At 63.5% G+C, this 14,612-nt stretch carries 17 protein-coding genes; 1 reads left to right on the plus strand and 16 read right to left on the minus strand.

Annotated features, from left to right (window positions below):
- The 3 genes from AC1DZT_RS23870 to glf all read right to left on the minus strand — a co-directional run bounded on the left by AC1DZT_RS23870 (position 1) and on the right by glf (position 5,440).
- Positions 1-3,063 carry a hypothetical protein gene (locus tag AC1DZT_RS23870; protein WP_478009157.1) on the minus strand — a complete coding sequence of 1,021 codons (3,063 nt, stop codon included), beginning with the start codon at positions 3,061-3,063 and terminating at the stop codon, positions 1-3.
- A gap of 170 nt (positions 3,064-3,233) precedes the next feature.
- Positions 3,234-4,292: a glycosyltransferase gene (locus AC1DZT_RS23875; RefSeq protein WP_478009158.1), complete on the minus strand. Its 1,059-nt coding sequence runs from the start codon at positions 4,290-4,292 to the stop codon at positions 3,234-3,236.
- Positions 4,289-5,440 (minus strand): UDP-galactopyranose mutase, encoded by a 1,152-nt coding sequence (gene glf / locus AC1DZT_RS23880; RefSeq protein WP_478009159.1) that lies wholly within the window; start codon positions 5,438-5,440, stop codon positions 4,289-4,291. Before glf ends, AC1DZT_RS23875 begins: the two co-directional genes overlap by 4 nt.
- Positions 5,441-5,707: 267 nt before the next feature.
- Between glf and AC1DZT_RS23885 the strand changes: the two genes are divergently transcribed.
- Positions 5,708-6,034 carry a hypothetical protein gene (locus AC1DZT_RS23885; protein WP_478009160.1) on the plus strand — a complete coding sequence of 109 codons (327 nt, stop codon included), beginning with the start codon at positions 5,708-5,710 and terminating at the stop codon, positions 6,032-6,034.
- 88 nt (positions 6,035-6,122) lie between these two features.
- Here the strand turns inward: AC1DZT_RS23885 and AC1DZT_RS23890 are convergent, their stop codons facing one another.
- From AC1DZT_RS23890 to tuf, 13 genes are all read right to left on the minus strand, one after another.
- Positions 6,123-7,154, minus strand: a complete 1,032-nt coding sequence (locus AC1DZT_RS23890) for an LLM class flavin-dependent oxidoreductase (protein ID WP_478009161.1) — start codon at positions 7,152-7,154, stop codon at positions 6,123-6,125.
- A gap of 95 nt (positions 7,155-7,249) precedes the next feature.
- A complete protein-coding gene (locus AC1DZT_RS23895; protein ID WP_478009162.1) occupies positions 7,250-7,873 on the minus strand; it encodes a TIGR02466 family protein in 624 nt (207 codons plus the stop codon).
- A gap of 62 nt (positions 7,874-7,935) precedes the next feature.
- Positions 7,936-8,367, minus strand: a complete 432-nt coding sequence (locus AC1DZT_RS23900) for a hypothetical protein (RefSeq protein ID WP_478009163.1) — start codon at positions 8,365-8,367, stop codon at positions 7,936-7,938.
- Between the two features lie 131 nt (positions 8,368-8,498).
- The gene (rplP, locus tag AC1DZT_RS23905; protein WP_478002705.1) at positions 8,499-8,912 is read right to left on the minus strand and encodes a 50S ribosomal protein L16; all 414 of its coding nucleotides are present in this window, start codon (positions 8,910-8,912) and stop codon (positions 8,499-8,501) included.
- A gap of 12 nt (positions 8,913-8,924) precedes the next feature.
- Positions 8,925-9,635: a 30S ribosomal protein S3 gene (gene rpsC, locus AC1DZT_RS23910; protein ID WP_478009164.1), complete on the minus strand. Its 711-nt coding sequence runs from the start codon at positions 9,633-9,635 to the stop codon at positions 8,925-8,927.
- Entirely contained in the window at positions 9,635-10,015 is a 381-nt protein-coding gene (gene rplV, locus AC1DZT_RS23915) for a 50S ribosomal protein L22 (RefSeq protein WP_478002703.1), read from the minus strand. Before rplV ends, rpsC begins: the two co-directional genes overlap by 1 nt.
- Before the next feature lie 3 nt (positions 10,016-10,018).
- Positions 10,019-10,297 carry a 30S ribosomal protein S19 gene (gene rpsS, locus AC1DZT_RS23920; protein WP_478002702.1) on the minus strand — a complete coding sequence of 93 codons (279 nt, stop codon included), beginning with the start codon at positions 10,295-10,297 and terminating at the stop codon, positions 10,019-10,021.
- 3 nt (positions 10,298-10,300) lie between these two features.
- A complete protein-coding gene (rplB, locus tag AC1DZT_RS23925; protein ID WP_478009165.1) occupies positions 10,301-11,137 on the minus strand; it encodes a 50S ribosomal protein L2 in 837 nt (278 codons plus the stop codon).
- A 214-nt stretch (positions 11,138-11,351) separates the two neighbouring features.
- The gene (locus tag AC1DZT_RS23930) at positions 11,352-11,648 is read right to left on the minus strand and encodes a 50S ribosomal protein L23 (protein ID WP_478002700.1); all 297 of its coding nucleotides are present in this window, start codon (positions 11,646-11,648) and stop codon (positions 11,352-11,354) included.
- On the minus strand, positions 11,645-12,265 hold the full coding sequence (gene rplD / locus AC1DZT_RS23935; RefSeq protein WP_478009166.1) for a 50S ribosomal protein L4: 621 nt from the start codon (positions 12,263-12,265) through the stop codon (positions 11,645-11,647). The genes AC1DZT_RS23930 and rplD overlap by 4 nt, the downstream gene beginning before the upstream one ends.
- Positions 12,262-12,981, minus strand: a complete 720-nt coding sequence (rplC, locus tag AC1DZT_RS23940; RefSeq protein ID WP_478009167.1) for a 50S ribosomal protein L3 — start codon at positions 12,979-12,981, stop codon at positions 12,262-12,264. Before rplC ends, rplD begins: the two co-directional genes overlap by 4 nt.
- A 12-nt stretch (positions 12,982-12,993) precedes the next feature.
- Positions 12,994-13,302 (minus strand): 30S ribosomal protein S10, encoded by a 309-nt coding sequence (gene rpsJ / locus AC1DZT_RS23945; protein ID WP_168776097.1) that lies wholly within the window; start codon positions 13,300-13,302, stop codon positions 12,994-12,996.
- Positions 13,303-13,431: 129 nt separating this feature from the next.
- Complete coding sequence (tuf, locus tag AC1DZT_RS23950; protein ID WP_478009168.1) at positions 13,432-14,607, minus strand: elongation factor Tu; 1,176 nt, start codon at positions 14,605-14,607, stop codon at positions 13,432-13,434.
- Positions 14,608-14,612 lie beyond the last annotated feature (5 nt).

The raw sequence follows: 14,612 nt of genomic DNA on the forward strand, positions 1-14,612 counted from the left end.
TCAGGCCGCCGTGTCGGACACGCGCGGGGCAGGTTTGGGCGCGGCCTTGGCGGGCAGCGCCAGGGTCTGCGCCCAGTAATCCGGCGTGGTGATCTCGGGGTAGCGGCGGTGGTAGAGGGCGCGCAGGGCGTCATAGCCGATGATCGTGCGCAGGCTGAGGGCCGCGAGCCGCGCCAGAAGCTTGGCCGCCTTCCAGTTCGACCTTTTGGTGACATAGGCCTTGTCGCGGTTCGAGCTGAGGAAGGTCAGCTCCGCCGCGCCCCAGACCGCGTCCAGATGGCCGCGCTGTGCGGCGGGGATCACCCTCTTGCTGCCCCAGAGCGGGAAGAGCGGCAGGAAATGGCCGTTGAGCGAAAAGGGATAGAACTTGCGGCGCAGGCCCATCCGCTTGTCGAGAAAGCCCGACTTCACGGCGGGTTTGACATCGGCAACCGGCTTCCAGCTTTCGACCTTGGTCAGGGCCTTGATCGCGGCGCGGGGGCCTGAGGCGTCGGCGTTCTGGGTGAAGAAATCCGGGCCTTGCAGCACATGTTCCCAGGCCAGCAGCACGGCTTCCAGCGTCTCGTACTGGAATTTCACGATGTTGCGCTTGAAGAAGGACAGGCCGATCCGGGTGAGCGCCAGCCGCCCGACCTCCATCTTGTCCAGCGTCAGGTGGTGGACCATGTGGCTGCGCAGGTCGAGGTACCAGGTCAGCGGGCTTTCCTTGTCGATGAAGTCATCGGCAAAGGAGACGACGCCGTTCAGCGTGGTGATGGCAAATTCGTTGACGAGCGAGAAGTTCACATCGTCGCCGCGCACGAAGAAGGGGAAGGGGTGGCGTTTGACCTCGGCCACCGGGAAGGCAAAGAACCACCAGCCGCCGTACATCTTGGAGGACCGCGAGAGGGCGCTTTCGTTTTCCATCGCAATCACGGCGTCGCGGTCGCGCAGGTCGACCCCGGTGAAGAGCGGATAGCAGCGCTGGTCGAAGGTCGCGCCGTTTTCCCACATCCGCCATTTGTCGGTGTTGTTGATCATCGCCCCGGCGATGGCGGCCTTGGGGTCCTTGGCGAGCGTGAGGAAGGCATAGGTGCGGTGCAGGGCCTCCATCGGGATCGAGGCGTCATCGTCCATGAAGAGGACATGGGAATAGCCGGAGGCCTCGGCCTCCAGCAAGCCGCGGGTGAAACCGCCCGCCCCGCCGAGGTTGGCATTGGGGATGCGGCGGATCTTCGGGTGGGTGATGATCCGGGCGGAATCGCCATTGTCGACGATGAAACAGTCCATATAGGGCGCGAAATCGGCGCGTTCGAAGTAATGGGCCAGGCGGCGGGCGGTGTTTTCGACCTGCGCCTCGCGCTTGAAGGTGGTGATCGACAGGGCCAGCCGCCGCGCCGGATTGGGCGCGCCCTCGGTCATGTAGCGGGCGGCGGTGATCGCCACGCCCTGGCTCAGCGCCTGGACCTCGAAGAAGATCACGCCGCGGGTGGCGTTTTCGGCGTAATGCGACAGGTCGATCAGCGTCTCGTTCCCCTTGGAGAGGCTGACGATGGTGTTGGCCAAAAGCTCCCACGAGCGGTCGGGGATGGCGTGAAAGACCTTGACCTCGACCCTGCCGCGCCCGCTGAGCCCCAGCCAGAGACCGTTCAGCGCGCAGTTCTCGTGCCATTTGCCGATGGAGAGCGCGTTGAAATAACTGTCAAATCCCGCCGTCGCCCCTTGGGCCACGGTGATCAGGCCGGCGCGTTCGTCATAGACGACCGGGCCATGGCCGTGGAAGAACATGTTGCCTTCGGTGCAGATGCCCTGTTCGGGGAAGATCAGGTTCTGCAGCGTCAGAAGCCCGGTGACCTTGCGGCCATAGGTGTCGCGGCGGATCAGCAGGCCGGGCAACTGGTTGACCTGCACGAGGCCATCCTCAAGGCAGGTGACCTCGTCCACCCCGAAACGCTCGCGCCAGAGCGCCGAGGACGGGTCCTCGCCCAGCACGGCAAGCGGGAAGGCCACGAAGGTCGAACGCGCCACGATCAGACCGCTACGCGAATCCGACACCGCCTCGTAGCCGGCGTCGAGGACGGAGCGGATCTCGCGCATGTCGAACTGCATCGAATGGGCGGTCAGCTTGCCTTCCGGGCTGCGCACCAGCCCGTTGTCGGACAGCTGCGAGGCCTCGGCCACGTCGAGCAGGCTGGCGCCGATCGCCGGGGTGCCGCTGCGCAGGATCGAAAGGCAGGCCAGCGTGCGGTCCAGCATCTCGACCCCGAGGGTCGTATCGGGGTCCAGAAGCAGGACATGGCTGAAGCCCTGGGCCTGCGCTGCGGCCACCATCGCCTGATGGGCGCTGTGGCGGTCCGGCGTGGCGGGCAGGTTGATGACGCCAGCCGGCTCCGTGCCGGACAGACCGCAGGTGAAGAGCGCGGCCCGCCCGTTCTGCGCCGCGGCCCAGCTGGCGAGTTGGTCGAACATCCGGTCGGGCTGCGCCGTCCGCTCGGCCAGGTTCTGTTGCGGGCGGCAGATCGCCAGGCGCATCGAAGGGTCGGGCTTGGCATCGGTCAGGAAGCGGCCGGAAAGGATCGAGGCGGCCTCGGTATCGTCGACGCCACGCAACTCGACCCAAAGCGCCCCCTCGCGCCGGTTGAGGCCGACGCAGTCGAGGTCGAGCACGGTCTCTTCCTCCGGGTCGAGCGTGACGATATCGGAGACGAGCCGCTGCCAGGACCGCCCGGCGAGGCCCTGAAACACGATGACCTCGACCAGACCGGTGCCGCGCAAGGCAAAGGCCAGGCGCCCCAGCCGGCAGGCGGCCTCGAGCGCATCGAGGCCGAGAAGGTTGTAGGCGGTGGAGAAATGCAGGGCCGAGCCGGGCTCGATCACCACCTGGGCCTTCAGCTCGCTGACATAGACCGGGCCGAGCGCGCGGTAGAACATCTCGGTTTCGGTGCAGACGCCGGGCTGGGCCAGAAGCAGGCTCTGCAGCGTGAGCCAGGAGGTGACATCCCCCGCCGTCAGGCTGGCCGCGGCCGAAGGGCGGGCGAGGGGGGCGGGTTTGCGCGGGATGCTTTGGGCTTTGTTGGCGGACAAGGGGTCACCCCGGTTGGACAGCTGCGGATATTGGCGTGGGCAGAAGCCCGGCGGCACGGAAATCAGATGGTCAGACGGCGCAATACCACCGCTGGCGAAAGATGCGCAGTCCTGCTGGCTGCGTCAAGCCAAGGGCGGCGCGGAGTTGCTGCGTTGCGGCATAAATCGCCTCACTTCCGGTGCGGCGCCGGATGGGGCTTGGCGTCATGTTCGGTCTCGGGGTGGCGGGCGATGCGGCGGATCTCGGTATGTTTGCGGGTCAGGTTGTGGCGCAAAGCATCCATCACCGCCATGCGGAACAGGGTCATGTAGGCGACGCGGTCGGGGCCGGCGTGGCGGGCGCGCAGGTACCATTTGAAGACGGCGAGCAGCAGGACCGGCCAGAAGAGCACGGGTCCCGCCGCCACGCGATAGGCCAGCAGGCTGTTGCGGTAGTTGTAATAGACCTTCCAGAGCGGGCGGTAGATGTCGCCGCCGCCCTGCCGGTAGGTCGAACAATCGTGTTCAAAGCGCAGGTCGGGCACAAAGCCGATCGAGCCGCCCATCCGCGACATCTTGAGCGTATAGATCACGTCATCGGCGTAAAGAAAGAGGTCGCCATTGGGAAAGCCCGCCCGCGCCAGCCCGCGGCGCGACAGGAAAAAGCCGACGAAAGAGGTGGCGTCGATCGCCACAGGCTCGGTCATCGCATAATCGGCATCGCCGACGTGAAAGCCGCCGCGTCCGCCGCCACAGGCGGTGCGCAGGAAATCCTTCATGTGCCAGAAGGGGTTGCGCGAGGGGCGGTTCATGTCGCAGATCGTGCCATCGGGGTAGTAGACCCCGGCGGCCACCGCCTCGAAGCCCTGCCGCTCCAGCCCGCTGGCGCGGCCAAGAAAGCGCGACATGACGCCGGGATCGGGCCTTGCGTCATCGTCCATCAGCACGCACCAGTCGGGATCGAACTTTTCGGACACCACGCGCAGGCCCTGCTCGAAGCCCCCTGCCCCGCCGACATTGTCGGTCAGGGCGATGACATGCAGGCGCGGGTCCTTGATCCGGTAGAGAAACTCGGTGCTGCCATCGGTCGAGGCATTGTCGACGACGAGGATCGCGTCGAGATCCTCGGCCAGAAGCCGGTCGATGGTGCGGTGCAGCTGCAATCGCCGGTTATAGGTGACGACCAGCGCCACCAGACGCGCCCGCCCCGCGCCCTCGGGCGGCAGGGCTGCTGCGGTCGGTTGGTTCATATCGGCCGGACCGCGAAGGCAGGCATCGTGCCGCCCTTGGCCAGGGTATCGACGAAGGTGCGGGCGGTGTTCAGCGCCTCGCGGATGGTGACATCCATGTCAAGGTAGCGATAGGTCGCCAGACGCCCGACGAAGGTCACTCCGCTTTCCGCCTCGGCCCGGGCCACATATTGCTTGAGCAGTTCCTGCTCTTCCATCAGGCGGATCGGGTAATAGGGAATGTCATCGGGCCCGCAGAGCCGCGAGAACTCGCGGTACATGACCGAACCCTCATGCTCCTCCCAGGGCGAGAAGTGCTTGTGTTCGGTGATCCGGGTCCAGGGCACATCGACCTCGCCATAGTTCATCACGGCGCAGCCCTGGTAATCGCCCTGATGGGTGAAGCGTTCGAAGTCGAGCGTGCGATAGCCGAGGCGGCCGATGTCGTAATCGTACCAGCCATCCAGCGGGCCGGAATAGAAGACATGGTCATACTCGGCCGCCTGATCGCGGCTGAAGCGGGTCGACAGATGCACGGTGATGTTCGGATGATCGAGAATCCGCTCCACCATCGCGGTATAGCCGTTCTGCGGCATGCCCTGGAATTTGTGGAAGAAGTAATTGTCGTCGTAGTTGAAGCGCACCGGCAGCCGCTTCAGGATCGAGGCGGGAAGCTGGGTCGGATGCACGCCCCATTGTTTCTGGGTGTAGCCCTTGAAGAAGGCCTCATAAAGCTCCTGGCCCACAAAGCGCAGGGCCTGATCCTCGAAGGTCTGCGGATCGGTGATCGAGGTGTCGGCCTTGGATTCAAGGAAGGCCTTGGCCTCGGCCGGGTTCATCGTGGCGTGGAAGAACTGGTTGATCGTGTGCAGGTTGACCGGCAGCGAAAACACCTGCCCCTTGGAGATGGTCTTCACCCGGTTCTTGTAGGGCATGAAGGTCTCGTAGGTGTTCACATAATCCCAGACCTCGGCATCGTCGGTGTGGAAGATATGCGGGCCGTAGATATGGACCATGACGCCGGTTTCGGCGTCCCGCTCGCAATGGCAGTTTCCGGCGACATGATCCCTTGCATCGACGATCGTCACCTGATGCCCCAGTTCGGCCAGATGCCGACCGATCACCGCACCGGAAAGCCCCGCCCCTACCATCAGGTATCTGCCCGCCATTCGAAATCCCTTCGCTCTGTCCGCAATCCATCCTGGCGCCGGAAGTCCCGACCCCAGGCACCAATCATTTTGCCTTACCAGATCACCCAAGGCAGGAAAACCGCCCATGTACCGAACAGGCAGGAGTTTTCCGGTCCTGTGGTGCGGATTTCATCATCCTTCGGCAAAACCGGGCCAAGCCTGGCCTGTCGCGTCGCGCGGCGCGGCAGAAGTGGTTGACTCAAGGCCAAAAGGGCATATTCGAGAGGAAATCCACAGGAGTTTCCCATGCAAGACGTCGTTCAGCTGAAAGTTGCGGGCAAGCCGCGCGGCAAGGCCAAGGCCAAGGCCGGTGCCGCCGAGGGCATCCCGAAGGGCCCGGAGCTGCAGATCGCCCGGATGCTGATCCGCGCCCTGTGGCAGCAGGAATGGAATGCCGCCAACCCCGACAAGACTGCCGCCGAGCGGACCGCCGCCTGGAAAGAGGCCCGTCAGGCCCGCAACGAGGCCGACCTGCGCGGCATGCGGCGCGCCCTGATGACGATCAAGCGCGCCGGTGTCGCCATGACGATCACCGAACGCGCCGCCAAGGCGGAAGAGGGCGGCGAGGCCTGATTTTTTGACGGCCTGAGCCTTTGACAACCTGATCCGGCGACCCGGACAAAAAGGGACGGAGCCTGCGCTCCGTCCTTTTTTCCTGCGCTCAACTGGCCGAGAGGATGTCGCGCACCATCGGAATCACCTTCTCGCCATAAAGCCCGACGCAGGTGAGCAGTGCGGCATGGTCGATCGGCCCCGAGGTGTATTTCATGTCGAACCGCTGCAGACCAAGGTCCTTGACCGTGGCCGCGATCTTGCGGGCCACCGTCTCGGGCGCGCCGATGTAGAGCGATCCATGCTCGATCTCGTCGATGAAACGCGCCTTGGTGGTGGGCGGCCAGCCCCGCTCGCGGCCGAGACGGCCATACATTTCCTGATGGGCGGGCCAGGCGATCTCGCGCGCCTCTTCATCGGTCGCGGCGATGAAGCCCGGGGAATGGACGCCCACCGGGCGCACCGGCTTGTCCAGCTGGGCGCAGGCGCGGTTGTAAAGGTCGATATAGGGCAGGAAGCGGCGCGGATCACCGCCGATGATCGCCAGCATCAGCTGCAGATCCTGCCGCACGACGCGCACCACCGATTCCGGGCTTCCACCGACGCCGACCCAGACCGGCATCCCCTCGGGCCCCAAGGGCGGCTGGACGCGGACCTTGTCGAGCCCGGTGCGGGTGCTGCCCTGCCAGGTCACTTCCTTCTCACGGACCAGCTTGGCAAACAGGTCGAGCTTTTCCTCGAAGAGCACGTCGTAATCGGCCATGTCATAACCGAACAGCGGGTAACTTTCGGTAAAGCTGCCGCGGCCGACGATCACCTCTGCCCTGCCGTTCGACACGGCGTTGAGGGTCGAAAAACGCTGGAACACCCGGACCGGATCATCGGTGGACAGGACCGTGACCCCGGTGCCGAGCTTGATCTGGCTGGTGCGGCCAGCGATCGCGGCCAGCACGATCTCGGGGGCGGAAATGGCGAAATCCGGGCGGTGATGCTCGCCCAGACCGATGGCATAGACCCCGGCCTGATCGGCCACGACCGCCTCTTCGACCACATCGCGCAAGACCTCGTCCGGGCGCTTCTGCCCGCCTTCGGGGTTCAGCGAGGTATCGCCAAAGGTTCCAAGACCAAGTTCCACAGCCATCTCTGCCTCCATTGCTGGACGAGACATAGTCGTTCAGCGACCCTGCGGCAAAGGTGCAAAGCCGCAGGGTCTCTGCGCGGGGATGCAGAGCGGGCTCAGGCCCATTCGTAGTTGAAGGAGACCGAGATGCGCTCCTCTTCGGCCAGGTTCATCGGCACCTCGTGACGCAGCCAGCTTTCCCAGAGCAGGACCTCGCCGACCTCGGGCTTGACATAGACGAAGCTCTGCAGCTCCTGCCCGGCCTTCTTCAGGCGCAAGGGCGCATGCATCATCATCGGCAGGCGCGGGTCTTCCAGCTTCAGCGCCGAGGTGCCCTTGGGCATGGCGACATAGGTGGTGCCGGAGATCACCGAATGCGGGTGGATGTGGCTGGCATGCATGCCCCCCTGCGGCAGGATGTTGATCCAGAAGGACCCGCATTTCAGCTTCTTGTCGCCGAGGTCGAAGCCAAGGTCCTTGCAGAAGGCCGCCACATGCTTGTCGAGCGCCTTTTCCAGATCGGCAAAGATCGGAAAGCGCCAGGGCAGGTCATTGAGCGAGGCATAGGAGGTATAGCCCGGATAGCCATGCTCCTCGCACCAGGCCTGGCCCGCCTCGTCATCCTCGGCAATCGCCTCGCAGGCGTCTTTCAGCGCCTCGTAATCGACCTTCTTCTTGCCGAGTTCCGACAAGGCGGCGCGGTAGAGGCGGGTGACGAAAAGGGAGGATATGTCGGCCATGATGTGCTCCTTGGATCGGCGCTGCATAGCACCAGTGCACGGCTGACGTCACGCCCGGATATTCAGGAGCGCGCGGGACGACGCACAAGATGACCGTGGCGATCGAGGTCGCGCGACCGGCGTGACCCTGACCCCGAATAGTCCGCGGCGCTGCGCCTGCCCTTCATGTCCTCGATCTCAAGGATGAAACCTTCCTCGAGACCCGAAAAGCTGAACATCGCTTCGGCGCGCTTCACGTCCTCTCGCGACCCGCCTGCCCGACGGCACCCCTCGGCGAAAAGTGGGGGAATGCGCGAAAGCGCCACCACCAAATCTGCGCTGGCCACGCCCTCAAGAACCTTGCCGTTCATCAGATCCAACCTGAGCCTGCCGCCGGGAGAGGTCGCGGCATCGCGGTAGACGTCAAGCTCATGGAACCCCGTGGCAAGACTGATCCCACTGGCAAGCGAGTGGGCGTAATTGTGGGCGACGGCGCGGATAACCCCAAGTTTCACGATCAGGCCAAGCTTCTTGCGTGCGACGGTCTCAGGCTAAACGCGCTGCACGGGAATCACAAAGAAAAAGCCCCCACCGTTTCCGGCAGGGGCCTCGTTTGCAGGTAGGATGGGCAATCTGCCCATCTGCCTTACCAGTCTTCGCGTTGCACGACGCGGGTCAGGACCGGCAGTTTCATGGCGCCGAGGCGCAGGGCCTCACGCGCGATCTCTTCGGAGACACCGTCGATCTCGAACATGATCCGGCCGGGTTTCACCTTGGCCGCCCAGTAGTCGATCGAGCCCTTGCCCTTACCCATACGAACTTCGACGGGCTTGGCCGAGACCGGGACATCCGGGAAAATCCGGATCCAGACGCGGCCCTGGCGCTTCATGTGGCGGGTGATCGCGCGGCGGGCCGCTTCGATCTGCCGCGCGGTCACACGCTCGGGTTCGGTGGACTTCAGGCCGAAGGAACCGAAGTTCAGCATGAAGCCGCCCTTGGCCTCACCATGAATGCGGCCCTTGAACTGCTTGCGGAATTTAGTGCGCTTAGGTTGCAGCATGTCTATTCTCCCTTAGGCGCGTTCGCGGCGCGGTTGGCGCGGTGCGGCGCCTTCCTGCGATTCAGCCTGACGACGGTCATGGGCCTGGGGATCATGCTCAAGGATTTCGCCTTTGAAGATCCAGACCTTCACACCGATGATCCCATAGGGCGTCATGGCTTCGGACAGGGCATAGTCGATGTCGGCGCGCAGCGTGTGCAACGGCACGCGGCCTTCACGGTACCATTCGGTCCGGGCGATTTCAGCACCGCCGAGGCGGCCGCCGACGTTCACACGGATACCCAAGGCGCCGATGCGCATCGCGTTCTGCACGCCGCGCTTCATGGCGCGACGGAAGGAGACGCGGCGTTCCATCTGCTGGGCGATCGACTCGGCGACGAGTTGGGCGTCCAGTTCGGGCTTGCGCACTTCGACGATGTTCAGGTGCAGTTCGGACTTGGTGAAGACCGAGAGCTTCTTGCGCAGCGTCTCGATGTCCGCACCTTTCTTGCCGATGATCACGCCCGGACGTGCGGTGTAGATCGTCACACGGCACTTCTTGTGCGGACGCTCGATGATCACCTTGGAGATGCCGGCAGCCTTGCACTCTTTGTGCACGAACTCGCGCATCTTCAGGTCTTCCAGCAGCAGGTTGCCGTAGTCTTTCGACTCCGCGAACCAGCGGCTGTCCCAGGTGCGGTTGACCTGCAGGCGCATGCCGATCGGATTGACCTTCTGACCCATTATGCAGTCTCCCCGACTTGGCGGACCTTGATCGTGATTTCAGAGAAGGGCTTCATGATCTTGCCGAAACGGCCGCGTGCCCGCGGACGGCCCCGCTTCATCACGAGGTTCTTGCCAACCCAGGCTTCGGCGACGACCAGCTGGTCCACGTCGAGGCTGTGGTTGTTTTCCGCATTGGCGATGGCCGATTGCAGAACCTTCTTCACTTCGCCCGCGATCCGGCGCTTGGAGAAGGTGAGGTCGGCCAGAGCCTTGTCCACCTTCTTGCCGCGGATCAGACCGGCGACGAGGTTCAGCTTCTGGTCGCTGGTGCGCAGCATGCGCGCCACGGCCATTGCTTCATTGTCCGCCACGCGGCGCGGATTCTTTTCCTTACCCATGGCTTACTTCCTCTTGGCTTTCTTGTCGGCGGCGTGACCGTAGTAGGTCCGGGTCGGCGAATATTCACCGAACTTCTGGCCGATCATCTCTTCGGTCACGTTGACCGGAATGTGCTTCTTGCCGTTGTAGACGCCGAAAGTCAGGCCCACGAATTGCGGCAGGATGGTGGAGCGACGCGACCAGATCTTGATCACTTCGTTTTTGCCCGACGCTTTCGAGGTCTCTGCCTTCTTCAGCAGGTAACCGTCGACGAACGGGCCTTTCCAGATAGAACGTGCCATGGATCAGCGCCCTTTCTTCGCGTTACGCGAACGGACAATAAGCTTGTCCGAGTGCTTGGACTTGCGGGTCTTGTTGCCCTTGGTGCCTTTGCCCCACGGAGTGACCGGGTGACGGCCACCGGAGGTGCGGCCTTCACCACCGCCATGCGGGTGGTCAATCGGGTTCATTGCAACACCGCGGACGGTCGGGCGGACGCCAAGGTGGCGCATACGACCGGCTTTACCGAAGTTCTGGTTGGAGTTGTCGGGGTTGGACACGGCACCGATGGTGGCCATGCATTCCTGACGGACCAGACGCAGTTCGCCCGAAGACAGGCGGATCTGCGCATAGCCACCGTCGCGACCGACGAATTGGGCATAGGTGCCGGCAGCGCGGGCCAGCTGGCCGCCCTTGCCTTGCTTCAGCTCCACGTTGTGGACGATGGCACCGATCGGCATGCCCGAGAAGGGCATCGCGTTACCGGGCTTCACGTCAACCTTGGAACCGGCGACGACCGAGTCGCCAACAGCCAGACGTTGCGGAGCGAGGATGTAGGATTGCTCGCCGTCCTCGTAGCGGATCAGGGCGATGAAGGCGGTGCGGTTGGGATCGTACTCGATCCGCTCGACCACAGCCGGCATATCAAATTTCGTGCGCTTGAAATCGACGATGCGGTAAAGGCGCTTGGCGCCGCCACCCTTGTGCCACATCGTAATACGTCCGGTATTGTTCCGGCCACCGGTCTTGGTCAAACCCTCGGTGAGGGATTTGACCGGACGGCCTTTGAACAGATCCGAACGGTCGATCAGAACCAACCCGCGTTGGCCAGGCGTCGTCGGCTTATACGACTTAAGTGCCATGCTCTCTGTCTTCCGTTAGGGGGACCTGAGGTTTCAGGTCCGGGTGTGTAGGGCGCCGAAGCTCCCCGGTGGTAAGCCTGGCAGGGCGGTAACCCTGAACTCCAGACCGTCGATCTACATATCTTTGGCTTCCGGGATCCGGGGGCCGCAGACTGTCTTTTTCAAAAATCCATGGCCCCGGAGAACCGGGGCCATGGAGATTCGCGGCTTACTATCAGAGGCCCGTGGAGACGTCGATAGTGTTACCCTCTTCAAGGGTGACATAAGCCTTTTTCTTGTCGCTCCGCTCGCCGGCACGGCCGCGGAACTTCTTGGACTTGCCCTTGGTGATGGTGGTGTTGACCGCCTTCACCTTCACAGAGAAGATCGCCTCGACGGCTTCCTTGATCTGCGGCTTGGTCGCATCCATCGCAACCTGGAAGACGACCGCGCCATTTTCCGAGGCCATGGTGGCCTTTTCGGTGATGACCGGCTTCTTGATCAGGTCGTAGTGTTCGGGTTTCGCGCTCATTTCAGGCGAGCCTCCAAAGCTTCGATACCTGCCTTGGTGATCACCAGGGTGTCACGCTTCAGGATATCATAGACGTTCGCGCCCATCGTCGGCAGGACATCCAGGCCTTCGATGTTGCGGGCGGCCAGAGCGAAGTTCTCGTTGACCGAAGCGCCGTCGATGACCAGAACGCGCTTCCAGCCACGTTCCATCACGGACTTGGCGAGAGTTGCGGTCTTGGCTTCGGCCAGGGTGGCCGAATCGAGGATCACCAGCTCGCCGGCTTTCGCCTTGGCGGACAGGGCATGACGCAGGCCCAAGGCACGGAACTGCTTGGGCAGCGAATGCTCGTGGCTGTGCGGATGCGGACCCTTGGCGGTACCACCGTGACGGAAGGTCGAGACCTTCTTGGAACCGTGGCGTGCGCCGCCGGTGCCCTTCTGGCGGTAGATCTTCTTGGTCGAGTAGGACACTTCAGCACGGGTCAGCGTGGAATGCGTACCGGCCTGGGCCTTGGCCCGCTGCCAGCGCACGACGCGGTGCAGGATGTCGGCGCGCGGCTCGAGGCCGAACAGCGCTTCGTCCAGGTCGATGGTGCCGGCTGCGGCCCCATCCAGCGTGATGACGTTCAGTTTCATGCTTCACCCCCTTCAGCGGCGACAGGCGCAGCCGAAACTTGAGCTTGACGCACGGCTGCCGGCATCGGCAGACCCGCGGGAGCTGCTTTCTTCACGGCGTCCTTGATCGTGACCCAACCGCCGGCATGACCGGGGACAGCGCCCTTGATCATCAGAAGACCACGCTCGGCGTCCGTGCGGACGACTTGCAGGTTCTGGGTGGTCGAACGGACGGCGCCCATGTGGCCGGCCATCTTCTTGCCCTTGAACACCTTGCCGGGGTCCTGGCACTGGCCGGTCGAACCGTGCGAACGGTGCGAAACCGACACACCGTGCGAGGCCCGCAGACCGCCGAAGTTGTGCCGCTTCATGGCACCCTGGAAGCCTTTACCCGAGGAGGTGCCGGCGATGTCGACGAACTGACCCGCGAGATAGTGGTCGGCGGTGATTTCCGCGCCCACGTCGATCAGGCAATCCGGGGTCACGCGGAACTCTGCGATCTTCCGCTTGGGCGCCACGTTGGCCTTGGCGAAGTGGCCGCGCTGAGCTTGCGTGGTGTTCTTGGCCTTGGCCGTACCGGCGCCGAGCTGAACGGCGGTGTAGCCGTCACGATCAGCGGTGCGTTGGGCCACGACCTGCAGGTTGTCGAGCTGAAGAACGGTCACCGGAACCTGGGTGCCGTTTTCAAGGAACAGCCGGGTCATGCCCAGCTTCTTTGCAATAACGCCAGAGCGCATGGTTTTCGCTCCTTACACTTTGATTTCGACGTCGACGCCGGCAGCCAGGTCGAGCTTCATCAGCGCGTCCACGGTCTGGGGGGTCGGATCGACGATGTCGAGAAGGCGCTTGTGCGTCCGGATTTCCCACTGGTCGCGCGACTTCTTGTCGATGTGCGGACCACGGAGAACCGTGAACTTCTCGATCTTGTTCGGCAGCGGGATCGGCCCGCGGACCGTGGCGCCCGTGCGCTTGGCCGTATTCACGATTTCCTGCGTGCTGGCATCCAGAACGCGGAAATCGAAGGCCTTGAGCCGAATGCGAATGGTTTGACCTTGCATTGCTTTTTCCTTCGGAACGTAAGCGGAGCATCGCGCCCGGCTCATAGGTTCACATGTGTTGTTGGTCGGCAGTAGATTGGGTCGCAGTAGAGAAATGCGGCGCGCCTTGCAAGGCGCGCCGCAAGTTTATTATTCGATGATCTTCGAAACCACGCCGGCGCCGACGGTACGGCCGCCTTCACGGATGGCGAAGCGGAGCTTCTCTTCCATGGCGATGGGCGCGATCAGTTCGACGTTGAACTTCAGGTTGTCGCCCGGCATCACCATCTCGGTGCCGGCCGGCAGTTGCACGGTGCCGGTCACGTCGGTGGTGCGGAAGTAGAATTGCGGACGGTAGTTCGCAAAGAACGGCGTGTGACGGCCGCCTTCTTCCTTGGTCAGGATGTAGGCTTCAGCTTCGAACTTGGTGTGGGGCGAAACCGACTTCGGCTTGCACAGCACCTGGCCACGTTCCACGCCTTCACGGTCGATGCCGCGCAGCAGSACGCCGACGTTGTCGCCAGCCTCACCGCGATCCAGCAGCTTGCGGAACATTTCCACACCGGTGCAGGTCGACTTCTTGGTGTCGCGGATGCCGACGATTTCGACTTCGTCGCCGACGTTGATCACGCCACGCTCGATACGMCCSGTSACAACGGTGCCGCGGCCCGAGATCGAGAASACGTCTTCGATCGGCATCAGGAAGGGCTGGTCCACGGCRCGGGCCGGGGTSGGGATGTASSWRTCGACAGCSGCCATCAGCGCGCGGATCGACGATTCGCCGATTTCCGGGCGGGTGCCCATCATCGCCTGGTGCGCCGAGCCCTTGATGATCGGAATGTCATCGCCGGGGTATTCGTAGGTCGAGAACAGCTCGCGGATTTCCATCTCGACCAGTTCGACGAGTTCTTCGTCGTCAACCAGGTCGATCTTGTTCATGTAGCAGACCATGTAGGGGATACCCACCTGGCGGCCGAGCAGGATGTGCTCGCGGGTCTGCGGCATCGGGCCGTCCGAGGCGGCGCAAACCAGGATCGCGCCGTCCATCTGGGCAGCACCGGTGATCATGTTCTTCACATAGTCGGCGTGGCCGGGGCAGTCGACGTGGGCGTAGTGACGGCTCTCGGTCTCGTATTCGACGTGGGCGGTCGAGATGGTGATGCCGCGGGCCCGCTCTTCCGGCGCGCCGTCGATCTGGTCGTAAGCGCGGAATTCGCCGAAATACTTGGTGATCGCAGCGGTCAGCGTCGTCTTGCCGTGGTCAACGTGGCCGATCGTGCCGATGTTGACGTGCGGCTTGTTCCGTTCAAACTTTGCCTTACCCATTTGGG

The sequence above is a fragment of the Rhodobacter sp. P1_C2 genome, assembly GCF_056406375.1.